At 64.9% G+C, this 21,383-nt stretch carries 16 protein-coding genes; 8 read left to right on the top strand and 8 right to left on the bottom strand.

From position 1 onward, the window contains the following. The first annotated feature begins 74 nt into the window (after nt 1-74). From gcvT to metJ, 3 genes are all read left to right on the top strand, one after another. Entirely contained in the window at nt 75-1,175 is a 1,101-nt protein-coding gene (gcvT, locus tag AC3WJB_RS12675) for a glycine cleavage system aminomethyltransferase GcvT (RefSeq protein WP_492682060.1), read from the top strand. 77 nt (nt 1,176-1,252) lie between these two features. Next, nucleotides 1,253-1,648 (top strand): glycine cleavage system protein GcvH, encoded by a 396-nt coding sequence (gene gcvH, locus AC3WJB_RS12670; protein WP_492682058.1) that lies wholly within the window; start codon nt 1,253-1,255, stop codon nt 1,646-1,648. Between the two features lie 619 nt (nt 1,649-2,267). Beyond that, entirely contained in the window at nt 2,268-2,840 is a 573-nt protein-coding gene (gene metJ / locus AC3WJB_RS12665; protein WP_492682056.1) for a met regulon transcriptional regulator MetJ, read from the top strand. A gap of 171 nt (nt 2,841-3,011) precedes the next feature. On the opposite strand, the gene AC3WJB_RS12660 is transcribed toward metJ, so the two are convergent. Further along, entirely contained in the window at nt 3,012-4,166 is a 1,155-nt protein-coding gene (locus AC3WJB_RS12660; RefSeq protein ID WP_492682054.1) for a serine hydrolase domain-containing protein, read from the bottom strand. Nucleotides 4,167-4,311: 145 nt separating this feature from the next. Between AC3WJB_RS12660 and AC3WJB_RS12655 the strand changes: the two genes are divergently transcribed. Together AC3WJB_RS12655 and AC3WJB_RS12650 are read left to right on the top strand one after the other, a co-directional pair. Next, on the top strand, nt 4,312-4,899 hold the full coding sequence (locus AC3WJB_RS12655) for a LemA family protein (protein ID WP_492682052.1): 588 nt from the start codon (nt 4,312-4,314) through the stop codon (nt 4,897-4,899). Nucleotides 4,900-4,946: 47 nt separating this feature from the next. Next, nucleotides 4,947-6,866 carry a M48 family metallopeptidase gene (locus AC3WJB_RS12650; RefSeq protein ID WP_492682050.1) on the top strand — a complete coding sequence of 640 codons (1,920 nt, stop codon included), beginning with the start codon at nt 4,947-4,949 and terminating at the stop codon, nt 6,864-6,866. Nucleotides 6,867-7,007: 141 nt separating this feature from the next. On the opposite strand, the gene AC3WJB_RS12645 is transcribed toward AC3WJB_RS12650, so the two are convergent. Together AC3WJB_RS12645 and mtgA are read right to left on the bottom strand one after the other, a co-directional pair. Continuing rightward, nucleotides 7,008-7,436, bottom strand: coding sequence for a CBS domain-containing protein (locus tag AC3WJB_RS12645; RefSeq protein WP_492682048.1), 429 nt, complete (start codon nt 7,434-7,436; stop codon nt 7,008-7,010). Nucleotides 7,437-7,473: 37 nt separating this feature from the next. Next, nucleotides 7,474-8,250, bottom strand: coding sequence for a monofunctional biosynthetic peptidoglycan transglycosylase (gene mtgA, locus AC3WJB_RS12640; RefSeq protein WP_492682046.1), 777 nt, complete (start codon nt 8,248-8,250; stop codon nt 7,474-7,476). A gap of 98 nt (nt 8,251-8,348) precedes the next feature. Between mtgA and hslO the strand changes: the two genes are divergently transcribed. Beyond that, the gene (gene hslO, locus AC3WJB_RS12635; RefSeq protein ID WP_492682044.1) at nt 8,349-9,245 is read left to right on the top strand and encodes an Hsp33 family molecular chaperone HslO; all 897 of its coding nucleotides are present in this window, start codon (nt 8,349-8,351) and stop codon (nt 9,243-9,245) included. Nucleotides 9,246-9,267: 22 nt separating this feature from the next. Here hslO and AC3WJB_RS12630 read toward each other — a convergent pair whose 3' ends face one another. Then, on the bottom strand, nt 9,268-12,105 hold the full coding sequence (locus AC3WJB_RS12630; protein ID WP_492683200.1) for a bifunctional diguanylate cyclase/phosphodiesterase: 2,838 nt from the start codon (nt 12,103-12,105) through the stop codon (nt 9,268-9,270). A gap of 328 nt (nt 12,106-12,433) precedes the next feature. Between AC3WJB_RS12630 and AC3WJB_RS12625 the strand changes: the two genes are divergently transcribed. Next, nucleotides 12,434-13,354 carry a hypothetical protein gene (locus tag AC3WJB_RS12625; protein ID WP_492682042.1) on the top strand — a complete coding sequence of 307 codons (921 nt, stop codon included), beginning with the start codon at nt 12,434-12,436 and terminating at the stop codon, nt 13,352-13,354. A 111-nt stretch (nt 13,355-13,465) separates the two neighbouring features. On the opposite strand, the gene AC3WJB_RS12620 is transcribed toward AC3WJB_RS12625, so the two are convergent. Together AC3WJB_RS12620 and AC3WJB_RS12615 are read right to left on the bottom strand one after the other, a co-directional pair. Then, nucleotides 13,466-15,220: a phosphoenolpyruvate carboxykinase (GTP) gene (locus tag AC3WJB_RS12620; RefSeq protein ID WP_492682040.1), complete on the bottom strand. Its 1,755-nt coding sequence runs from the start codon at nt 15,218-15,220 to the stop codon at nt 13,466-13,468. A 115-nt stretch (nt 15,221-15,335) separates the two neighbouring features. Next, complete coding sequence (locus tag AC3WJB_RS12615; protein ID WP_492682038.1) at nt 15,336-15,914, bottom strand: TetR/AcrR family transcriptional regulator; 579 nt, start codon at nt 15,912-15,914, stop codon at nt 15,336-15,338. Nucleotides 15,915-16,257: 343 nt separating this feature from the next. Here AC3WJB_RS12615 and AC3WJB_RS12610 point away from each other — a divergent pair, with 343 nt between their 5' ends. Next, entirely contained in the window at nt 16,258-18,747 is a 2,490-nt protein-coding gene (locus tag AC3WJB_RS12610) for an acyl-CoA dehydrogenase (RefSeq protein ID WP_492682036.1), read from the top strand. Here the strand turns inward: AC3WJB_RS12610 and AC3WJB_RS12605 are convergent. Together AC3WJB_RS12605 and AC3WJB_RS12600 are read right to left on the bottom strand one after the other, a co-directional pair. After that, a complete protein-coding gene (locus AC3WJB_RS12605; RefSeq protein WP_492682034.1) occupies nt 18,683-19,606 on the bottom strand; it encodes a CPBP family intramembrane glutamic endopeptidase in 924 nt (307 codons plus the stop codon). The two genes, AC3WJB_RS12610 and AC3WJB_RS12605, sit on opposite strands and share 65 nt — an antisense overlap. Nucleotides 19,607-19,639: 33 nt before the next feature. Next, the gene (locus AC3WJB_RS12600; RefSeq protein ID WP_492682032.1) at nt 19,640-21,250 is read right to left on the bottom strand and encodes a peptide chain release factor 3; all 1,611 of its coding nucleotides are present in this window, start codon (nt 21,248-21,250) and stop codon (nt 19,640-19,642) included. Between the last annotated feature and the right edge of the window lie 133 nt (nt 21,251-21,383).

Here is a 21,383-nt window from a genome sequence, read left to right as displayed (position 1 = left end):
GCGTCCTCTGTGCGCTCACTTGGCTTGTCGCACGGGCCCCGCGATAATTGCGCTTTAATCCGGAGTGTGCACCGATGACCAACAAGACTGTGCTCAATGCCACGCATCGCGCGCTGGGTGCCCACATGGTCGATTTCGGTGGCTGGGACATGCCTATGCATTATGGGTCCCAGATTCGCGAACACCACGCGGTACGCACGGATGCCGGCATGTTCGACGTTTCGCACATGACCGTCATCGACCTGCACGGTGAACGCACGCGGGAATTCCTGCGCCATCTCCTTGCCAACAGCGTCGACAAGCTGCAGGCGCCGGGCAAGGCCCTGTATACGTGCATGCTGAACGAGCATGGCGGCATCATCGACGACTTGATCGTATATTTTTTCGCCGAAGCCTATTTCCGCGTCGTGGTCAACGCGGCGACGCGGGACAAGGACCTGGCCTGGATCGTCCGCCATGCCCGCGACTTCGGCGTGGAGGTCAAGGAACGCAGCGATTTCGCCATGATCGCGGTGCAGGGACCGAATGCGCGCGAGCGCGTGCTGGCCTTGTTGCACGAGGCCGACGTCAAGCGCATCGCCGAGCTGGGTAAATTCAGTGCCGCGGCTGCCCAGGGGCTCCATGGCATGCCGCTGTTCGTGGCGCGCACGGGGTATACCGGTGAAGACGGCTTCGAGATCCTGGTGGCCAACGAACAGGCGGTCGAGCTGTGGGAAGCGCTGGCCGCTGCCGGCGTAACCCCGGCAGGATTGGGCGCGCGCGACACCTTGCGCCTGGAGGCCGGCATGAACCTGTACGGCCAGGACATGGACGAAGACATATCACCCTGGGAAGCCAATCTCGGCTGGACCGTGGCGCTGGACGAAGGCCGCGACTTCATCGGCCGCGGCGCACTCGAGGCGCAGAAACAGGCTGGCGTGCGACGCGTGATGATCGGCCTGGTGCTGGATGGCAAGGGCGTATTACGCCATGGGCAGCCGGTGAGTACCGAGCGCGGCGCAGGCGTGGTCCTGTCCGGCAGCTATGCGCCGACGCTGGACAAGGCGATCGCCTTTGCCCGAGTACCCGCCGGCACCACCGGCACCGTCCAGGTCGACATTCGTGGCCGGCAGGTGCCGGCGCACGTAGTGAAGTATCCATTTGTGCGCGGCGGCAAGGCCTGCACCGGTGTCTGAACATGCGCGCGCCACGCAGGCCTTAGCTATCATGTGCCGGCGCCATCGCTTTTCCCCACAACACATTGGACATGACCATGCGCGATATTCCTGGTGACCTGAAGTTCTTGAAATCCCACGAATGGGCTCGGCTCGAGGAAGATGGTCTGGTACGCGTCGGGATTTCCGACCACGCCCAGAGCCAATTGGGCGATCTTGTCTACGTGGAGTTGCCGGAAGTCGGGGCAGCACTGGAAGCCGGCAACGGGGCGGCAGTACTGGAGTCGGTGAAGGCCGCCTCGGACATCTACGCGCCAGTATCCGGGGAAGTCGTCGAGGTCAACGAGCTGCTGGCAGAAAAGCCGGAGCTGATCAACGAAGACGCCTACGGCGCCGGCTGGATTTACGCGCTGCGTCCAACCGACCGCGCGGAGCTCGACGAGCTGCTGGACGTGCACGAGTACGAGCAGTTGCTGGAAGACGAGGAGTCTTGAGCCTCGGCGGCCACCGACTGCGGCGTTGCCCGCGGTGAGTCGCTGGCTGCGTTCGCGTCGGGCGCCGCGGTCGGCAGCCTGTGCAAGTCGTGCTGATCGCACTCACTGATCCTGCCGACGCGCCGTCACTGCTACGGTCGATTGCCGACGCGATCGGTGCGCTTGCCCCACTCGCGCGACCCGTCGCTCGGGTCATCCCTTCGGTCGGGTTTTTCGACGCGTGACGCGCCTCTTCAAGAGATGGCGACGAGTGCCGATAAGCCATGTCTGGATACGTCGGTGCCCTTGTGTTCATGTTCATCGCACGCCGCCGTGGCACACGATTGTCGGATGGCGCCTTTGCATGTCGGCGTCACTGGCATGGTGTGCCCGTGTACGCCGGCACGTCGCGCAATCGTTGGGTTGCAACGCTTCCGGCACGATGTGAACGGTTGACGATGACCTTATATAGACGTATAGACGGCTTGGATATTTATCCGCGGATCGCCGTACCCGGCCGTCGTGCGCCTGTCACCCGCGCTGGTGGTGGTGTCCATCGCATGCGCGTAGTGGCTAAAATCAATTGACAGCGGAAATATTGAGAGATAGCTTTCGCAACAGATTACGGGGAACGCTCGCCATGGCAACTACCAAGTTCATCAAGCCATATATCCAACACGGTGAAAAGGCCAATGCAGTACGCAAGATTACGGTCTCGATTCCAGTCCACGTTTTGCGCACGCTTTCCGATCTTCGTACTGAGCGACAGGTAAAGAATTTTCGGCACGCCACGAACAGTGATCTTTTGGTCGAGGCGTTCCTGCATGCTTTTACTTGGCAACCACTGCCAACTGATGAGGAGCTGAGACGAACTATGGCCACTGCCAAGAAACCTGCTGCAAAGAAGCCGGCCGCCAAGAAGGCGGCTGCGAAACCCACTGCAAAGAAAGTTGCAGCCAAGAAGCCGGTAGCAAAGAAGCCGGCGGCTAAGAAGGCTGCTGCCAAGAAACCAGCCGCAAAGAAGGTCGCGGCAAAGAAGCCGGCGGTAAAGAAGGTCGCCGCCAAGAAACCCGCGGCTGCGAAGAAGCCTGCGGCAAGCAAGGTTGCAGCGAAGAAGCCGGCGGCCAAAAAGCCGGCGGTGAAGAAGGCTGCCGCAGCCAAGGTGGTGAAGGCCACCAAGACTGCCAAGCCCGCAAAGAAATCCAAGAAGTAATCTGTCGTCGCGTAAGCGACAGCGTCAAACATTCTCTCCTTGCGGTGCCCAGCGCAAGGAGAGCTTTCAGTAGGATTCGTCCCGGCTTGCCGGGACGTTTTGTTTTCGGGCCGCGGAATCACCTGCGAGCTCCGCGCCCGTGGAAAGGAACGCCCGTAGTCGATACGGCCGCTAGCGTTTGCGGTCGATGCCCACCCAATCCACGCGGGGCAGGCCGAGGAGATCGTCCAACACCATCGGGATCAGCTCCCCGGCTATCGGTCCGGTAGAGTTCACGAGGATGACCACGCCGACTTGGTATTTTGGCAGGAACGCGATCGCGGTGCGGTAGCCCGATACCGCGCCAGCGTGGAACAGCAGGGTCTGTCCGGCGTAGGTGTAGACCCGCCAGCCCAGCGCATAGTGGGCGGCAGTCAGCCGGCGCTGCCGCCACGCGGTGGCATGCAATTCGCCTGGCGTAACGACTCCAGGTGCATGCAGTTCCTCCAGCAGTTTCGGCGGCAGCACGTCCGGACGTCCGCCCATTTGTGCAATCAACCATTTTTCCATGTCCCGGATGCTGGCGTTGACGCCGGCTGCCGGGGCAATCCGGTAATAGATCTCGTTGGGCTCGAACGGCTTCCACCCGCGGCCGGCCCGTGAGTGCGGCCGGGCCCAGCTCTTGCTGGATTCAAGCCCGGCCAGGCCGTAACTCGCGTCCGTCAGCCCAAGCGGGTAGAACAGGCGCTTGTCGACCAGCTGGTAGAAGAACTGGCCGGTGCGGGCGAACAAGACGTCCTGGATCATGCTGAAGGCGACGTTTTGATAGCCGTAGCATTTGCCGACGGCGCAGCTGAGGTCGACCTCGTCCAGTTTGCGCACCAGCTCCTCGTAGGACACTTCGTCCTCGAGCAGGTTGTCATAGGTGTTGCGTGGAAGGCCGAGGCGCTGGCCGAGGATGTCGTCTACCGTGGCGTGTTCAGCTCCCTCGGCGTCCTTGAGCTTGAAGTAGGGCAGGACGTTCACCAGGCGCGTATTCCAGTGCAGCCGTCCGTCGTCAACCAGCAGGCCGGTGACCGCAGTGGCGAACGCCTTGGACAGCGAAGCCAGGCGAAACACGGTGTGTGGGGTGATTGGCTGCTTCGTGGTGGCGTCGGCGTAGCCTACGGTGTGTTCAAACAACACCGTGTCGCCTTGCACTACGGCGGTAGCCAGGCCGGCCACGTCATGGCGCTGGGCAATGACGTCCAGCCAGCGCCGGTAGTCCTTGATGGTGGCCTGCACGCGGGGCCGCGGCAGCCTGGTGCCGGCTTCGGGACCAGCTTCGGCATTGGCGGTGGATGGCATATCGACGGCGCCTGCCGGGGCAGCCACCGGCAGCGCGAAGGCGAAGGCGAGAACTGCGGCAAGCAGTTGAAAAAGACGTGTTGGGGCCATGCTACTCTAAGTGTGTCGCGGCGCAGGCGTGCGCCTTCAGGCGGGGAATACGTGTATGAGCATGATCATCTTGCTGGTCATCATCCTGGTGATTGTCTTGTACTTCGTTGCGATCTACAACGCGCTCGTGCGTGCGCGCAACGGTTACAAGAATGCGTTTGCGCAAATCGACGTGCAGCTCACCCGGCGCCACGACCTGATTCCAAACTTGGTCGAGACCGCCAAGGGTTATATCGCCCACGAGCGTGGCACGCTTGAGGCGGTGATCCAGGCGCGCAATGCCGCGGTCGGCGGCTTGGCCGGCGCCAAGGCCCACCCGGGCGATCCGGCCGCCATGCAGCAGCTGGGTAGCGCTGAGAATGCCTTGACGCAAACGCTCGGGCGCCTGTTCGCGTTGCAGGAAGCCTACCCCGATCTCAAGGCGAACCAGACCATGATGCAGTTGTCCGAAGAGCTCACCTCGACCGAGAACCGCGTCGCCTTTGCGCGCCAGGCATACAACGACTCGGTGCTCACCTACAACAACCAGCGCGAAGTGTTCCCGGCTTCGATCGTCGCCGGCAGTTTTGGGTTTTCTGCCGCAGAGCCGTTGCAGATCGACGATCCCAAGGTGCGCGACGTGCCGAAGGTTGCCTTCAGTTGATGGCGTCGCGGCACGCCCTGCTTGCCGCGATCGTCCAGGCTTGATGCATGGATTTCTTCACCCAACAGGCTCGAGTGCGGGGCAGCAGTCGTCGGCTGGTCGTGTTGTTCACGCTGGCCGTGGCGGCAATCGTCGCTGCCATCGACTTCGTGGTTTGGCTTGCGTTTGGCCATCGCCCGGACATCGATGGCATAGCCCGCTCCAACGTCCCGCTACTCCTTGGTAGCAGCGTTGCGGTGGTATGCGGCATCGCGCTCAGTTCGCTGTACCGGATCGCGAGCCTGTCGGCGGGCGGCAAGAAGGTGGCGCAGACGGTGGGCGCGGTGGAGGTCCTGGCAGATAATGCGGACCCGCAACTGCGTCGGCTGCGCAACGTCATCGAGGAAGTGGCGATTGCCGCAGGCGTGCCGGTCCCGGACATCTATCTGATGGCGGACGAGACCGGCATCAACGCGTTTGCGGCTGGATATTCTGTGTCCGACGCGGCGGTCTGCGTCACCCAGGGCTGCCTCGACCAGCTGAATCGCGACGAATTGCAGGGCGTGATCGCGCACGAGTTCAGCCATGTGCTGAACGGCGACATGCGCCTCAATATCCGCCTCATGGGGCTCCTGTTCGGCATCCTGGTGCTCGCAGTGGCCGGGAGGCGCATCCTCTGGTTTGGCGGTGGCCGCAGTGACCGTCGCGGCAACAACGGCGGTCAGGTGTGGATGATCGGCCTGGCGCTGATCGTGGTGGGCTACATCGGTTACTTTTTTGCCCGCCTGATCCAGGCTGCGGTATCCCGCTCGCGCGAGTCGCTCGCGGACGTCTCGGCCGTGCAGTTCACCCGTCAGACCGATGGGATTGTCAACGCGCTGAAGAAGATCGCCATCTCCAGCGAGGGATCGGCGTTGCATTCCGCACACAAGCATGAGGTCGCCCACATGCTGTTTGGGGAAGCTGATCGGTTCAGCGCGCTGTTTGCCACGCACCCGCCCCTGCTGGAGCGCATACGCGCGCTGCAGCCGGGTTTTCGTGAGGCCGATCTGGAACTGTTCGCGCAAGCGGTGCAACGGGGTGAAGAACCCCCGCCGGTGCCCCCGGCGCGCACGTCGGCATCGGCGGGACCAGACATGTTCGGCTCCGGCGTTGCGGCGGAGCCGGTCCTGGTGGCGGGGGCGGCCGCTGCGGCTGTGGCCGCTGGTGCCGGCGGACGTGGTACATCGACCATTGATCGTGCTGCAGCCTTGCGGCGTCGCTTGCCGGAGACGTTGGCTGCGCAGGCGCACGATCCCGAATCAGCGCTGGTCCTGGTCCTGGCGTTGGCCTTGGCCGCGGAAGACGAGGTGCGGCAGCGGCAGTTGCGCCTGCTGGCGGACGCCTTCGGGGACGATGTGCAGCATGCGGCACTGGCGGTGCTGAACGAGGCAAGCGTCCTTCCGGCCGAGGCGCGGCTGCCGCTGGTCGCGGTAGCCATGCCAGCCCTCAAGCAGTTGCCGCCAGGCCGGGTGCGGGTGCTGCTCGAGACCCTGGATGCCGTGGTGCGCATCGACAGCCGCGTGGAGCTTGACAAGTACTGCCTGACCCGCCTGCTGCGCGTGCAGTTGCTTGAAGCGCAGCATCCGCGCCGTGCGCCGGTCGATGGGCGCGGGAAATTGCCGGCCCGCCGGGACAGCGTCAAGCTGGTGTATGCCATCGTCGCCGCGCAGGGCAATCGCGAGCCTGAAGCAGCACGGCGGGCATGGCTGCTCGCCATCCAGCACGTATTTCCGGGCGAGGCGCTGGATTGGCCGCAGATTCCCGACGCATGGCAGCAGCCCTTCGAGGATGCCCTGGGCGAACTCGACGAACTGCTGCCGGCCGCCAAGGAATTATTCATCCAGGGACTCGTGGTCGTCGTACGTGCTGATACCGTGGTAAGTACGGAAGAGGCCGAATTGCTGCGGGTCATCTGTGCCAGCGTGCATTGCCCCATGCCGTTGTGACGCTCGCGGCCACGGCTGCGTAGTGGGCATCGAAGTACACCCCGCCTGGGACATGCGCAGACACGCGCCAGCACGCTCGTCGACCGGGCGCCGAGGAGGGCCGACGCGCGAACGTCGGCACCGGGATATCCCGAGGCGGACTCAGCTGGTGATGTAACGCTCGAGGTGCTCGATTTGCTGGGCTTGTGCGTCAATCACCGCCTTGACCAGATCGCCAGTGGAGATCACGCCGATCACTTGGCCGTTCTCGATGACCGGCAGATGCCGCACGCGGCTGTCGGTACACAGGCGCATGCAGTCGAACGCATCGGTTTCCGGTCCCACGGTGAGCGGATTGCCACTCATGATCTCGGCCACCGCGGTCTGCGCCGAGGACCGCCCCTGAAGGATCACCTTGCGCGCATAGTCCCGCTCGGAAACCACGCCGAGCAGGCGTTTGCCATCCATCACCAGCAGCGCTCCGATGCGGTGCTCGGCCATCAGCTTGATCGCCTCGCGCACAGGTGCCTCGGGGCTGATGGTGAACGTCTGGCCACCCTTTGCCTGCAACAGTTGCCTGACATCGCTCATGTCTGCACCTCCTGGACGTTGGGTCGGTGAAGGCAGTCTAGCCCGGAGTTCGGCCCGGGATGTTGTCACCGCGTGAACCGACCCGCCGCGGGGAGGCCGACTGCAGCGTGTGCAGGAATGCCAGCCCACCCAACTGGTTCATTTGCTGTCTGATCCAGTGGCTGCGGCGCAGGACGTAGGCGCTTGGTGCGTCGGCGTGCAGTCGGCGCGGACTCGGCAGCACGGCGGCAAGCCGGGCCGCTTGTGCCGCATCGAGCCGGGCGGGGGCGACATGGAAGAAGGTGCGGCTTGCGGCGTCGATGCCGTAGATTCCATCGCCGAATTCGGCGATGTTCAGGTATACCTCGAGGATGCGCTGCTTTGGCCAGGTCAGCTCCAACATCACGGTGAAATAGGCTTCCAGACCCTTGCGCACGAAGCTTCGCCCGTTCCACAGGAACAGGTTTTTCGCGGTTTGCTGGCTGATTGTGCTGGCGCCGCGCAGGCGTGCTCCGGCATCCGCTTCGTCGATCGCCTGCTGGATGGATTCCAGGTCGAAGCCGTGGTGGAACGGGAATTTCTGGTCCTCGCCGGCCATGACCGCCAGCGGCGCCCAGGGCGAGATTGCGCGCCACGGCACCCAGTGCTGGCGGATGCGGAACTGCGAGTGCCCCTGCCAGCGTTGGTTGGCCAGCCGCTCCAGCATGAAGGCGGAGGTTGGCGTCGGCACGAAGCGCAGTACCAGCACGAGGAGCCAGCTCGAGGCCATGCCCAGCAGGAGGGCGGCGACCAGCCAGCGCCCGAGGCGCCGGAGCAGGGTGTGACGAGGTTTCATGCGTACAGGGTCATGGCAACGACGGGAAGCCTCGGTGAGTTGTTCCGGCAACGCCGCGTACCCACATCAGTGCCTTGGAACTATGTCGTGAGGCCCCGATGAATGCAATCCACACAGACCAATTGCAGCGCTTTGTCCTGGAACGCGCCGGCGTGAACGGCACCCTCGTGCAGCTCGGCCCAAGCTGGCAAGAGGTTGCCGGCCGTGCCGCGTATCCGCCGGCCTTGCGCGACTTGCTGGGCGAAGCACTGGCCGCCAGCGCCATGTTGACGGGCAACATCAAGCTCGTCGGCGCGCTCTCGCTCGAGGTCAAGAGCAGCGCTGCACTGCGCCTGTTGTTTGCCGAATGCGACGATAGCGGGCGGCTGCGCGGCCTGGCACGGTGGTCTGCTGGGCTGCCCGAGCCATTGGCGCTCAACGACCTGCCCGATGGCCGCATGGCGATCACCATCGGCAACGTGGATCGCGGGCAACGCTACCAGGGCCTGGTCGACCTGCCGCACGCAGGACTGGCCGCGGTGCTGGAGAACTACTTCGCGCAGTCGGAACAATTGCCGGCGCGCATCGTATTGGCGGCCGATGGCAAGCACGCGGCCGGGTTGATGCTGCAACGCCTGCCTGGTACGGGCGGCCATGATGGGATCGATGACGCCGACGCCTGGCCGCGTGTACTGCAGTTGACCGCCACCCTGGCTGCACGGGAATTGCTGGACACGCCGCCGGAACAATTGTTGTACCGCCTGTACCACGAGGAGGGCGTACGCCTGTTTCCCTCGCGCCCGCTGCGCTTTGGGTGCAGCTGCAGTCGCGAGCGGGTCAGCGCCATGCTGCGTGCCCTGGGCCGCGATGAGGTTGAAGCGGCGCTGGCTGCGCATGGCGACGAGGTGGAGGTGACCTGCGAGTTTTGCGCGCGGGTCTATACCTTCGATCGCATCGATGCCGAACACCTGCTCAGCGGCAGCGCCGCAGCGCCTGCAACATCGCTGCCGCAGTGAACGTGGGCGTGGTCGTCGGGATTCACGGCAAGTGGAAAGGCGAGGGTCGCGACTGCCACTCCGCGACCTGCTCGCCCTTGGCGAACAGGAAGCCCTGACCGAAGCGGCAGCCGATGCCGAGCAGGGCGCGGCGTTGTGATTCACATTCAATGCCTTCGGCCACCACGCGCATGTTGAGCGAGTCGGCCAGCACCTGGATGGTACGCACCAGGGCAAGGCCCTGGGTCTCGCCGTCATCCATCGGCAGTTCGGTGATGAAGGAGCGGTCGATCTTGAGCGTCTCAAACGGATACTGGTGCAGGTAGCTGAGCGAGGAGTAGCCGGTACCGAAGTCGTCGAGCACGATCCCGACACCATGTTGGCGCAGGTTGCGCAGGATCTTCTTCACCTGTTCGGAGTTTTCCAGCAGCGCGTGTTCGGTCACTTCCACGCGTATGCAGCGTGCAGGCACGTGGCAGCGCTCGAACAGCGTCAGCAGGCGCTGGTCGAAGTCGACCGAGCGGAAGTGCCGGCCGGAGACATTGATGCTGATGAACCCGTCGCCACTGATCAGGCGTCCGCCTTGTCTGCAGACCTGCTCGAAGATCTGCCAGTCGATGGTTTCCGCACAACCGCTTTCCTCGGCAATGGGCAGGAAATCACCGGGTGGGAGGAGCCCGCGTTCCGGATGGTGCCAGCGCAGCAAGGCTTCATAGCCGACCACCAGGCCGGTGTCGAGCTCGACGATGGGCTGGTAGAACGGCTCGAACTCGCCGCGCGACAAGCCATGGCGCAGGTCGTTTTCCATATCCAACAGGGACAGTGCCTGATGGCGCAGGTGGTCGTCGAACAGGGCGCAGCGATGGCGGCCGGCATCCTTGGCGCTATACATGGCAGCGTCGGCGTCGCGCAACAGTTCTTCCGGCTGCTGATAGTGCTTGCCGGGCAGCGCGATGCCGATGGAAGCCGAGGTGAAGATTTCCTTTAGCCCGAGCTGGAACGGCACCTGCAATTCGCGGATGATGCGTTCGGCCACTACCCGGGCGTCTTCGGCGACGTCGATGCCGTCGAGCAGGACAGCGAATTCGTCGCCGCCGAGGCGCGCAACCATGTCCCGGGTCTTCAGGCAGGCGCGGATGCGGCCGCCCACCTGGAACAGCAGGTCGTCGCCAACCAGGTGGCCAACCGAGTCGTTGATCACCTTGAAGCGGTCCAGGTCGATGAACAGCACTGCGAACTGGTCCTTGCGGTTCAGCAGGTAGCGCGCCATGGCATCGTCCAGGCGCTGCAGCAGCAGGCTGCGGTTCGGCAACCCGGTCAAGGAGTCGTGAAGCGTCTCGTACTTCAGCCGACGCTCGATGCGCTCGCGTTCGACGATTTGTGCCCGTAGGTCGTTATTGGCGAGGGCCAGCGCCCGGGTGCGCTCGGTGACCCGGCGCTCCAGCCCCGCATAGGCCTGTTTCAGCGATGCGGCGGCGTACCTGCGCTGCAAGGCGTTGGCAATATGGAAGCCGACGAAGGTGAGCAACTCCTGGTCCATCTCGGTGTACACGTGGCGCTCCGAGTAGCTCTGCAGGGCCAGCACGCCGACCGGCTTTTCCCCGAACGCCAGCGGTATGCCCAGCCAGGAGACGAAACGCGTATTGATCTGGCTGATTTCGCCTTGTTCGCGCAGGCGCTCGACCCCGGCAGGGGTGACCAGCAACGGTGTGCCATGGCGCAGCACGTATTCGCTCAAGCCACGCTCGTGGGCCTGGGTCTGCGGGCGGCTCTCGTTTTGGTCGACGAAGTACGGGAAGGTGAGCGCGCCAGACTCGTCATCGAGCAGGGACAGGTGGATGTTGCGCGCATACAACAGTCCGCTGATGACCTGGTGCATGGCGACGTAGAACGTTTCCGGCGAGTCCGGGCTGTCGGCCAGTTCGGCGATGCGGAACAATGCGGCTTGCAGGCGCTCGCCGCGCTGACGTTGCAGCACCTGCTGGCGCAGGATGCGATTGGTTTCCCGCAGCGCCATGGTGCGTTCAGCTACCCGGCGGCTCAATTCCTGGCGTGCCGTGAAGCGCTCCAGCGTGGCCTGCACGTGCTGCGCCACGTAGGTCAAAAGCTCGATCTCTCGCTGCGCATAACGGATTTCCGGCCGATAGCTCAGCGTCACCACGGCGCCGACGACGCTGCCGTCGCGCAGCAGGGGCACGCCGAGCCAGTGTTCGTAACTTGGGCCGGGGGCGTAGCCCAATGCACCGTCGGCTGTGGGGCCGTCGGCCCTGGAACCGGTCATCGGCTCACCGCTGCGCAGCAGCTTGCGAGCGATCCACGGCAGCGCTTCGCTGGCCGGGAGGTCCTCATTGAGCGCCGGCGGGTTTCGGGCGGTGTTGTCGACGTAGTATGGGAAGCGTACGCAGTCGGCGCCGGCGTCATACAGGACCACGTAGAAATTATCGGCATCCATAACCCCTTTGATGAGGTTGTGCATGGCGCCAAGCTGGGTCGGGATCGGCTGGTCGGTGGCGATCTGCGCGCTGATCGCGTACAGCACCGGTTGCAGGCTTTGCTCCGCCGGCACTCCCCCGTCATGGGCTCTGGCCCCTTCGTGCGCGACCAACTGGTGCAGGCGGATGCCGGCCAACTGGCCGATCCAGGAAAAGGTGTCGTTGCTGCGCGCCTGTTCGGCCATCCGGGTGGTATCGGCGACGAAGACGAGCTTGCCAGGAAGGCGCGCATCCTCGGCCATCGTCACCTGGCCCATGTCTGCTGCGTTGCCAGATTCGCTACCCTTGGCCCACTGCACCTGGCCGCAAATACCCAGCTGACGCAGCATGCGGCTGCAGGTGCGCAGCACCCCGGCTGCGTCCGTGGCGAGAAACAATTCGTTCAGCATCTGCCACTGGCGTGGTGCCGTCAGGGTGCTGGCCCGTGCGCTGGCACGGTGCGCGCTTGGCGAGACGTTCAGCGGTGGATCGGGCTCGGGGTAGGTTGGTTTCATAGGCGCTGTCGGGCTGCCGGCCGACTGTATATCGTGCTGGTGTAGGGCGCCAGCGACCCGCGGAACTCGCTGTTGCGCGGAGAGTCTGTGCGTGTGAATAGGCATTTACCCGGGATCAGCCGTGGCCCGCGATCTTGGCGGCAACGGGTGGTGTTAGCAAAACGTAAAACCGGCTACACTAAGTATGTCCGTTCATCCTGGCGTAAGGATCGTTTGCACGCGCATGTCACGCTCGTTCTCCATCGTCGCGTTGTTTTCGCTGCCGTTCATGGCGGCTGCGCAGTCCGCGAACATTAGCGCGGGTGCGTCGTCGTGGCTGGCTGCGCCGCTGGCCGGCCAGGCTGCCAGTGCCGGGTCCGAGTTTACCGTGGCATCGTGGCGGGGGGTGGGTGGTTCCTTGCTCGCGCCCGGTACGCGTCGTGATGGCACCGACGTCAACGCCTCGATCCGTGCCCCGCTGTCACTGCGCGCGCCGACTCCTGCCACGGTCTACGCCGCTGGCGTGCAGTATTCCCTGACTCCAAGGTTGCACGCGCAGGCTGAGGTTACGCACGGTCGGTCGCTCGACCGCCTGTCGCTGCTGACCGGTACGGAATTGGGCGCCAGCTACAACGTGGGTCCCTACATGGTCGGGCTGAGCGTGGGTACCAACAGCGCGGCCAAGTCAAACCTGGCGCTGCCGCGTATTTTGCCGCGACTGGCGCCGGGCGTGGACGGCTTGTCCAGCTTCGACAACGATTTGCATGTGCGTGCACGCGGCCGCCTGCAGTTGGGCGGCAATACCGGGATTGATCTCGGCGCCAGCACCGGCCGCATCCAGCTGCTGCCGGGCAATGGGCTTGGGGTAAATACGCTGGATCAAAGCACGCTCAGCTTCGGGGTCGATCACGGCCCTCTCAGCGGCGCACTGGTAGAGCGCACCATTCAGCCGCAGGTTGCCATTCCTGGCAGTCCGCTGACTGCGCGGCGCTGGAGCAGCATTGACCTGGGCGTGACCTGGCGCTTGCCGTGGCGCGGCGAGCTGAGCGTCGGCGCGCAAAACTTGTGGTCCTCCGGTGGCGCCCCGGCGAACAGCCCGGTGGGTCCTGGGCCAGATCAGTCGCGCACCCCTTACGTCCAATATCACCAGGACCTGCAGCGCTGAGATCAGGCGCTCGCGAGGCGCGCCGCGTTTCGCCGCGGCACACGCCACCCAGCTGACAAGGATCCGGGAACGGGTCCTACGTGGGCGGGCGCGGCTTCTCGGGTATGGCGTTCAGGCGTTTGCAGCCAGGGCCCGGGCGATGCGCTCGCGCTCACGCCGCAGTGCTGCCGGCAGTCGGGGCGCAAAGGTCTCAAGGTAGGTTTCGACGTCGGCAATTTCGGTTTGCCACCCTGCCTGGTCAACCGCCAGCAAGGTGTCGAGCTGGCTCGGTTTCAGGTCGAGCCCAGCCAGGTTCAGCTCGCCAGCGGCTGGTACCGTACCGATGGGCGTGGCCTTGCCGGTAGCACTCCCTTCCACCCGTTTGAGCATCCATTCGAGCACGCGCAGGTTGTCGCCGAATCCGGGCCAAAGAAACTTGCCGTCCACATCCTTGCGAAACCAGTTGACCTGGAAGATTGCCGGCAGCTTGGCGGTTGGCCGGTCGAAGTCCAGCCAATGGGCAAAGTAGTCGCCGTAGTGATAACCACAAAACGGCTTCATGGCCATCGAGTCGCGACGCAACACGCCGACGGCGCCGGCTGCCGCCGCGGTCGTTTCCGAGCCCATCATCGCGCCCATCAAGACCCCGTGGGTCCAGTCACGGGCCTGTACCACGAGTGGCTGCAGGTTCGCGCGTCGCCCGCCAAACACGATGGCGCTGATCGGCACCCCTTGCGGCGCCTCGGTCGCGCTGCTCCAGGTGGGGCATTGCCGCACGCTGGCGGTGAAACGCGAGTTCGGGTGCGCCGCCGGACCATTGGCCGGGTCATAGGGGCGGCCTTGCCAGTCAGTGACCGGCGTGCCCGGCAAGCCTTCCCACCACGGCTGGTTGTCGGCGGTGACCGCCACGTTGGTGTAAATGGTGTCGTGGCTGATGGTTTGCAGCGCGTTCGGGTTGGTCTTGCGATTGGTGCCCGGTGCGACGCCGAAAAAGCCAGCTTCCGGATTGATGGCATACAGGCGTCCGTCCTCGCCCGGGTGCATCCAGCAAATGTCGTCGCCCACGGTCCAGACCTTCCAGCCGTCCCGTCGGTAGCCCTCCGGCGGAATCAGCATCGAGAGGTTGGTCTTGCCGCAAGCCGAGGGAAACGCCGCTGCGATGTAGCGGATTTCGCCCTGGGGATTTTCGATGCCGACGATCAGCATATGTTCGGCGAGCCAGCCTTCCGTATGCCCCTGGTTGCTGGCGATGCGCAGCGCATGGCACTTCTTGCCGAGCAAGGCGTTGCCGCCGTAGCCCGAGCCGAACGACTTGATCGACAGCTCCGCCGGGAAGTGCATGATCCAGCGCCGTTCGGGGTCGAGCTCGCCGATCGAGTGCAAGCCCTTGATGAAGCTGCCGTCGCGCTCGATGCGCGCCAGCGCCGCGGCGCCCATGCGCGTCATGATGCGCATGTTGGCCACCACGTACGGACTATCCGTGATTTCCACGCCGCAGCGGGCAAGCGGCGAGTCGATGGGTCCCATGCAATAAGGGATCACGTACATCGTGCGTCCGCGCATGCAGCCGGAGAACATCGCATCGATCTTCGCGTGCGCGGCGGCTGGAGCCATCCAGTGGTTGTTCGGGCCCGCGTCAGCTTCACGTGGATGGCACACCAGCGTTAGCCGCTCGACCCGAGCCACGTCGGCGGGGTTGGAACGGTGCAGGTAGCAACCGGGATGAGTCGCTTGGTTCAACTCGATGAGCGTGCCGGACTGGAGCATGTCGGCAATCAGCGCAGCGTACTCGGCCTCCGAGCCATCGCACCAATGCACCGCATCGGGTTTGGTAAGCGCGGCAGCTTCCCCGACCCAGGCGTTCAGCGCTTCCAGTTTGCTCGACATCATGCGGCTCCTTGTCCCAGGCTGGCTAAAGAGTGGAACGGTAGTTTGCAGCGGGAGCCATTGCAAGGTCGCCAGCAACAGGCCTGCACCGCTTCGATGCCCCAAGTGCGGGCACTCATTCGGGAGTGAGTGCGGCCAGCATGTGCGCGACGTAGGCGTCGAATTCGTCCTGGCTCAGGTGCGGCAGCCCCAGGGTGAAATTGAGCTGCAGGAAGCCGACGTAGGCCGCGTAGGTCAGGCGGGCGCGGTTCAACGCCTCGGGCGGCGCGAGGCCCGCTTCGCGATAGATGGCAGTCAGGAACTGCATGCGGCGTTGCGAAGCGCGCGCCATCGCGGCCACGACGTGCGGGTCGTCCAGGGCCTTGAGCAGGGCCGCATACACGCGATGGGTCCGCAATTGACGGGCGACACGGCGGAAGAGTTCAGGCAGGCGCTGCCGTGGGTCGGCGATGCGTTCGATGGGCGCGATGATCTCTGCCTCGCCCTCGCGTTCCCAACGCGCGAGGGCTGCGACGAGCAGTGCCTCGCGATTGCGAAAGTGCCAGTAGAAGCTGCCCTTCGTGACCCCAAGCTTGCGCGCCAGCGTTTCCACCGCCAAGGCACTGACGCCATGTTCGGCAATGGCTTCCAACGCGGCTACTTCCCAATCTTTGGCAGACAGGCGCGTGCGCTCGGATTTGCTGCTGTCTTCCATAGCGGCATGGTATCCGAGCACCGTGGTTTTGCAATCGCAAAACCCGGGCTGCACCCCGGGTTCGTGGCTCCCGCTACCCTGGTGTCGGTAGCGGCTTACGGCGCTCGATGGCTGCACCTCGCCTCCCTTTCCCGTCTTCCTCCGGGGCCTGAGCTGGCGCTGGAAGTCGTGGCGGACGCGTGCGAGGATGGGCCATGCACGCAGTTCGCGACCACAATGTGCCGCGCCGCCCCGGCCGAGGCTATCGCCCAGCCGCGCCGGCGTGTCCTCGCCGCGAGCGTGTGGATGGTCGGCGGACGGCATATGGACGCCGACGACACTCGACCGACGTGAGGTGTGGCGGATGTCCGTGATCTTGACCGTGCTGGCTGCGCTGGTTGCCAGCGGCGTATGTGCCTATCACCGCGCCGGCCTGCGCCCCTGGTTCATCGTGGTGGTGGTGACCACGCTTGTGGCCGGGATCGTGTTCGGTGCGCCGTGGACGCTCGTGATCCTGCTGCTGATTGAAGCTGCGATCGGGGTGCCGCTGCTGCTCACGGACTTCCGCCGCCGCGAGATCAGCGCACCGCTGCTCAAGCTCTTCGCCAAGGTGACGCCCAGCTTGTCGGCAACCGAGCAGACCGCGCTGGAGGCCGGTACGGTCGGCTTCGAGGGCGAGCTGTTTTCCGGCAGGCCCGACTGGCACCAATTGCTGCGCCAGCCCAAGCCGATGCTTAGCGTGGAGGAGCAGGCGTTCCTGGACGGCCCGGTGGAAGAGTTGTGCGGGATGCTCGATGACTGGCAAATCACGCACGAGCTGGCCGACCTGCCGCCGGAGGTGTGGGCCTTCATTCGGCAGCACAAGTTCTTTGGCATGATCATCCCCAAGCGCTACGGCGGTCTGGAGTTCTCGGCGCTGGCGCATTCGGCGGTATTGCAGAAGCTCGCTTCGATATCGGCGACCGTGTCGTCCACGGTAGCGGTACCGAATTCGCTCGGACCGGCTGAGCTGCTGCTGCATTATGGCAGCGAGGGGCAGAAGGACCATTACCTGCCTCGGCTCGCGTCCGGCGAGGAGATCCCGTGCTTTGCGCTTACCGGTCCATACGCGGGTTCCGACGCCACGTCGCTTCCCGATTACGGCATCGTATGCCGGCAGGAACTGGATGGGATCGATACGTTGGGCATCCGCCTCACGTTCGACAAGCGTTACATCACTTTGGCGCCCATCGCCACGGTGATCGGCCTGGCCTTCCGCATGTACGACCCGGAGCATCTGCTGGGCGGTGCCGAAGACCTGGGCATCACACTCGCGCTACTGCCGCGTTCGACACCGGGGTTGGAGATCGGGCGCCGCCATTTCCCGCTGAACATACCGTTCCAGAACGGACCGATCCGCGGCAAGGATATTTTCGCGCCGTTGTCGGTGCTGATCGGCGGCCCGCAGATGGCCGGGCATGGCTGGCGCATGCTGGTGGAGGTGCTCTCGGTTGGGCGCGCGATTTCCCTGCCGTCAAACGCGACGGGCGGGGTGCGCGCGGCAGTGGCCGCGGTGGGTGCCTATGCGCGCATGCGCAAGCAGTTCGGCTTGGCCATCGCGCGTTTCGAGGGGGTCGAGGAGGCGCTGGCGCGCATTGGGGGCCTGACCTATGCCACAGCTGCGCTGTCGCGCGCCACGGCCGCCGCGGTGGACAACGGCGAGAAGCCGGCGGTCACCTCGGCGATCGCGAAGTACCACGCCACCGAGTGGGGCCGCATCGTGGCAGGCCATGCCATGGATGTGCTTGGCGGCAAGGGCGTCCAGCTTGGGCCGAGCAACTATGCGGGCCGCGCCTGGGAAGGCGTGCCGATTGCGCTGACCGTGGAAGGTGCGAACATCATGACGCGCAGCCTGATGATCTTCGGCCAAGGGGCGATCCGCTGCCATCCCTACGTGCTCAAGGAAATGCAGGCGCTCTCCATCGCCGATCGCGATGAGCGGCTTCGGGTGTTCGACCGCCTGTTGTTTGAGCATGTCGGCTTCGGCATTTCCAACGCCGTGCGCAGCTTCGTGCTCGAGCTCAGCGGCTCACGCCTGGGCGAGAGCGCCGGCGATGCCTATACCCGCCGCTATTACCGGAAGCTCAACCGCTTTTCGGCAGCCCTGGCCCTGTGCGCCGATGTGTTCATGGGCGTCCTCGGCGGCAAGCTGAAGTTCAAGGAAAAGCTGTCGGCCCGCCTTGGCGACGTGCTCAGTTACCTGTATATCGCCAGTGCGATGCTGAAACGCTATGAGGACACCGGCCGGCCGGAGGCGGATCGCCCGCTGCTGGCTTGGGCGTTCCACCACTGCGTGTGGAACATGCAGATGGCGCTGGATGGGGCGATCCGCAATTTCCCGCTGCGCCCGGTATCGCTGCTGTTGCGTTTCCTGGTGTTTCCGCTGGGGCGCCGGGAGGTGCCGCCGTCCGATCGCCTGGGCCGGCGCGTCGCGGCCTTGATCACCGCACCCAGCGAGGCGCGCGACCGCCTGCTGGAGTGGATGTATCTCACGCCGACGGCAAACAACACCATAGGGCGGATGCACGCCTTGTTGCCGCAAGTGATCCAGGCTGAGCCGGTGGATCGCAAGCTGGGCAAGGCGCTGAAGTCAGGCCAGGTCACCGCCCATGACTACGCCGGCCAGCTCGCCGCGGCCGAACAGGCGGGCGTGCTCGATGCGAGCGAGGTGGCACTGCTGGCGCGCGTGCACGGGGCGGTGTTCGAATTCATTTCGGTGGATGACTTCGAAACCGACGAGATGCGCGCGTTCAAGCCGAGTCCGCGGCGCGGTGATGCCATGCCGGCGGCACGATCGAGCGGCGACGCAGGATAGCGGTCAGCAAGAGCAGGGACAGCGTCGAGCAGATCAGCAGCGCCACCACCGAAGCCTCGGCGCCAAATGCGCCGCCGCTGAGCCAGTCCGGCCCGCTGCGCGTGGACACCAGCCAGCCATCCGCGAGGGTGCCCGATACCGGGATGCCGTAGATCGTACCCTGGGCAAAGTTCCATGCCGCGTGCAGGCCAATGCATGGCCACAGCGAACGGGTGAGGTGGTAGATCAGCGCAAACAGCACGCCTGCCTCGATCGCGATGGCGGCCGAGCTCCAAGCAGTGGCGCCAGGGTTGTGGCCATGGGCGAAGCCGAAGAACAGTGCCGAGATGACCAGCGCCCACCAGGTGCCCAAGCCTTCCTCCACGATGCGGAACAACACGCCGCGGGTGATGATTTCCTCGCCGATCCCTGCGCCCAGCCCGACCGACAACAGGGCAAGCAGCCAATGCGCATCCGGATTGGTGCCGATCACGTGGTAGCTGCTCAGCAGCCACAGCATGCCAACCACGGTGCTGAACAACGCCAGGCCGCCGAGCGCGCCAAGAAGCACGCCGGCCGGCAGGCGGCGCAGGGAGAGTTCATCCACCGTCCGCCGTTCTACCCCGCGGACCAGGAACAGGTAGGCCAGCAGGGCCGGCAGCGGCATGGTGGTGAGGTAAGACGCGACGCCTACCGGCGTGGCCATCGACACGGGTGCGCCGCGCGCGAAGGTGTAGTGGTCGATGCTGCCGAAGACCGCGGCGAGCCCCGCCATCACCAGGGCGAAGATCACGATGCGCGCCACAGGCGAGTACAGCAACCACCGCTCCCAGCGTGGCGCGCTCATAGGGGTGATGAAGGCGACGCTATAAGGAGACATGCGGGTGCGTGGCGTGGGCCAAAGCGGGCCAGCCTAGTCGGTGGTTGCGGCGGTGGCGTGCTCGCGGGTGTTGGCGAAGCGCACCATCGGCCAGCGTTCCTGCGCCAGCTGCAGGTTGACCCGGGTCGGGGCGATGTAGACCAGCTTGCCGGCGCCGTCGATCGCCAGGTGCATGGCGTTGCGTTCGCGGAACTCCTCGAGCGTCCTGGCATCGTCGCACTCGACCCAGCGCGCGGTGCTGACCCCGACCGGCACGAAGCTGGCATCGACGTTGTATTCGTCCTTGAGCCGATAGGCGACGACCTCGAACTGCAGCACGCCGACCGCGCCGAGGATCAGGTCGTTGTTCATCAGCGGGCGGAAGAACTGCGTGGCGCCTTCCTCGGAAAGCTGGGCCAGGCCCTTGTGCAGCGCCTTGGCTTTCAGCGGGTCACGTAGTTGCGCGCGACGGAACAGCTCGGGAGAGAAGTTCGGAATGCCGGTGAAATGCAGCGGCTCGCCTTCGCTGAACGTGTCGCCGATGCCGATGGTGCCGTGGTTGTGCAAGCCGATGACGTCGCCGGGATAGGCCACATCGACGATTTCGCGATCAGAGGCCATGAAGGTGAGCGCGTTGGCAATGCGTAGGTCCTTGCCGGTGCGTGCCTGGTGGAGCTTCATGCCGTCGCGGTAGGTGCCCGAGCACACGCGCATGAAGGCGACCCGGTCACGATGTGCCGGATCCATGTTGGCCTGGATCTTGAAAACGAAGCCGGTGAGATCGGCCTCCTCGGGCTTCACCAGGCGCGTGAGGGTCGGCCGTGGGCGGGGGGACGGCGCGTGCTCGACGAAGAAGTCCAGCAGCAGCTGCACGCCGAAATTGTTCACGGCCGAGCCGAAGAACACCGGCGTCTGCCGGCCGGCGAGATATTCGGCGACGTCGAACGCGGGCGCCGCGCCCTGCACCAGCTCCAGTTCCTCGCGCAGCTCGCGCATGGCGTCGCCGCCGATGCACTGCTCCAGGCCGGGCGCATCCAGCCCCTCGAAAACGGTCGCCGCGTGCCGCGTCAGGCCCTTGCCTGGCTCGAAGACGTGCACCTCGTCGCGCAACAGGTGGTACACGCCTTTCAGGCGCTTGCCCATGCCGATTGGCCAGGTGACTGGAGCGCAGGCGATGCCGAGGACGGATTCCACCTCATCCAGCAGCTCGATCGGCGGGCGGCCTTCGCGGTCGAGCTTGTTGATGAAGCTCATGATGGGTGTGTCGCGCAGGCGGCACACCTCCATCAGCTTGATCGTGCGCTCCTCCACGCCCTTGGCGCAGTCGATGACCATCAGCGCTGAATCCACCGCGGTCAGCACGCGGTAGGTGTCCTCGGAGAAATCAGCGTGTCCCGGCGTATCCAGCAAGTTGACGATCTTGCCGGCGTAGGGGAACTGCATCACTGAGGAGGTGACCGAGATGCCGCGCTCCTTTTCCAGCGCCATCCAGTCGGAGGTGGCGTGGCGGGCGGTCTTGCGGCTCTTTACCGCGCCGGCCATCTGGATCGCGCCGCCGAACAACAGCAGCTTTTCGGTCAGCGTGGTCTTGCCGGCGTCCGGATGGCTGATGATGGCGAACGTGCGACGACGCAGGGTTTCCTGCTGGTGTTCTTGCGGAGACATGCGAGCGGCTGGCCAAAATGCGAACCCGCTATTGTAGCGGCGAACGGGCGCCGCTTCGTGCCGCGGTACGCGCAGCAGTCAGTCCACGGCGCTGACGTGTTACCCTTGCCGCCGCGCTGGCGGGGTTGCCGGC

The organism is Rhodanobacter sp. FW510-R10, from assembly GCF_058781105.1.
Note: the sequence above shows the minus strand (reverse complement) of the source record. Positions and strands in the feature narration are given on the sequence as shown.

Coding starts and splice junctions, on each gene's coding strand:
- gcvT (WP_492682060.1), top strand. CDS start 75: ATGACCAACAAGACTGTGCTCAATGCCACGCATCGCGCGCTGGGTGCC.
- gcvH (WP_492682058.1), top strand. CDS start 1,253: ATGCGCGATATTCCTGGTGACCTGAAGTTCTTGAAATCCCACGAATGG.
- metJ (WP_492682056.1), top strand. CDS start 2,268: ATGGCAACTACCAAGTTCATCAAGCCATATATCCAACACGGTGAAAAG.
- AC3WJB_RS12660 (WP_492682054.1), bottom strand. CDS start 4,166: ATGCCATCCACCGCCAATGCCGAAGCTGGTCCCGAAGCCGGCACCAGG.
- AC3WJB_RS12655 (WP_492682052.1), top strand. CDS start 4,312: ATGAGCATGATCATCTTGCTGGTCATCATCCTGGTGATTGTCTTGTAC.
- AC3WJB_RS12650 (WP_492682050.1), top strand. CDS start 4,947: ATGGATTTCTTCACCCAACAGGCTCGAGTGCGGGGCAGCAGTCGTCGG.
- AC3WJB_RS12645 (WP_492682048.1), bottom strand. CDS start 7,436: ATGAGCGATGTCAGGCAACTGTTGCAGGCAAAGGGTGGCCAGACGTTC.
- mtgA (WP_492682046.1), bottom strand. CDS start 8,250: ATGAAACCTCGTCACACCCTGCTCCGGCGCCTCGGGCGCTGGCTGGTC.
- hslO (WP_492682044.1), top strand. CDS start 8,349: ATGAATGCAATCCACACAGACCAATTGCAGCGCTTTGTCCTGGAACGC.
- AC3WJB_RS12630 (WP_492683200.1), bottom strand. CDS start 12,105: ATGCTGAACGAATTGTTTCTCGCCACGGACGCAGCCGGGGTGCTGCGC.
- AC3WJB_RS12625 (WP_492682042.1), top strand. CDS start 12,434: ATGTCACGCTCGTTCTCCATCGTCGCGTTGTTTTCGCTGCCGTTCATG.
- AC3WJB_RS12620 (WP_492682040.1), bottom strand. CDS start 15,220: ATGTCGAGCAAACTGGAAGCGCTGAACGCCTGGGTCGGGGAAGCTGCC.
- AC3WJB_RS12615 (WP_492682038.1), bottom strand. CDS start 15,914: ATGGAAGACAGCAGCAAATCCGAGCGCACGCGCCTGTCTGCCAAAGAT.
- AC3WJB_RS12610 (WP_492682036.1), top strand. CDS start 16,258: ATGTCCGTGATCTTGACCGTGCTGGCTGCGCTGGTTGCCAGCGGCGTA.
- AC3WJB_RS12605 (WP_492682034.1), bottom strand. CDS start 19,606: ATGTCTCCTTATAGCGTCGCCTTCATCACCCCTATGAGCGCGCCACGC.
- AC3WJB_RS12600 (WP_492682032.1), bottom strand. CDS start 21,250: ATGTCTCCGCAAGAACACCAGCAGGAAACCCTGCGTCGTCGCACGTTC.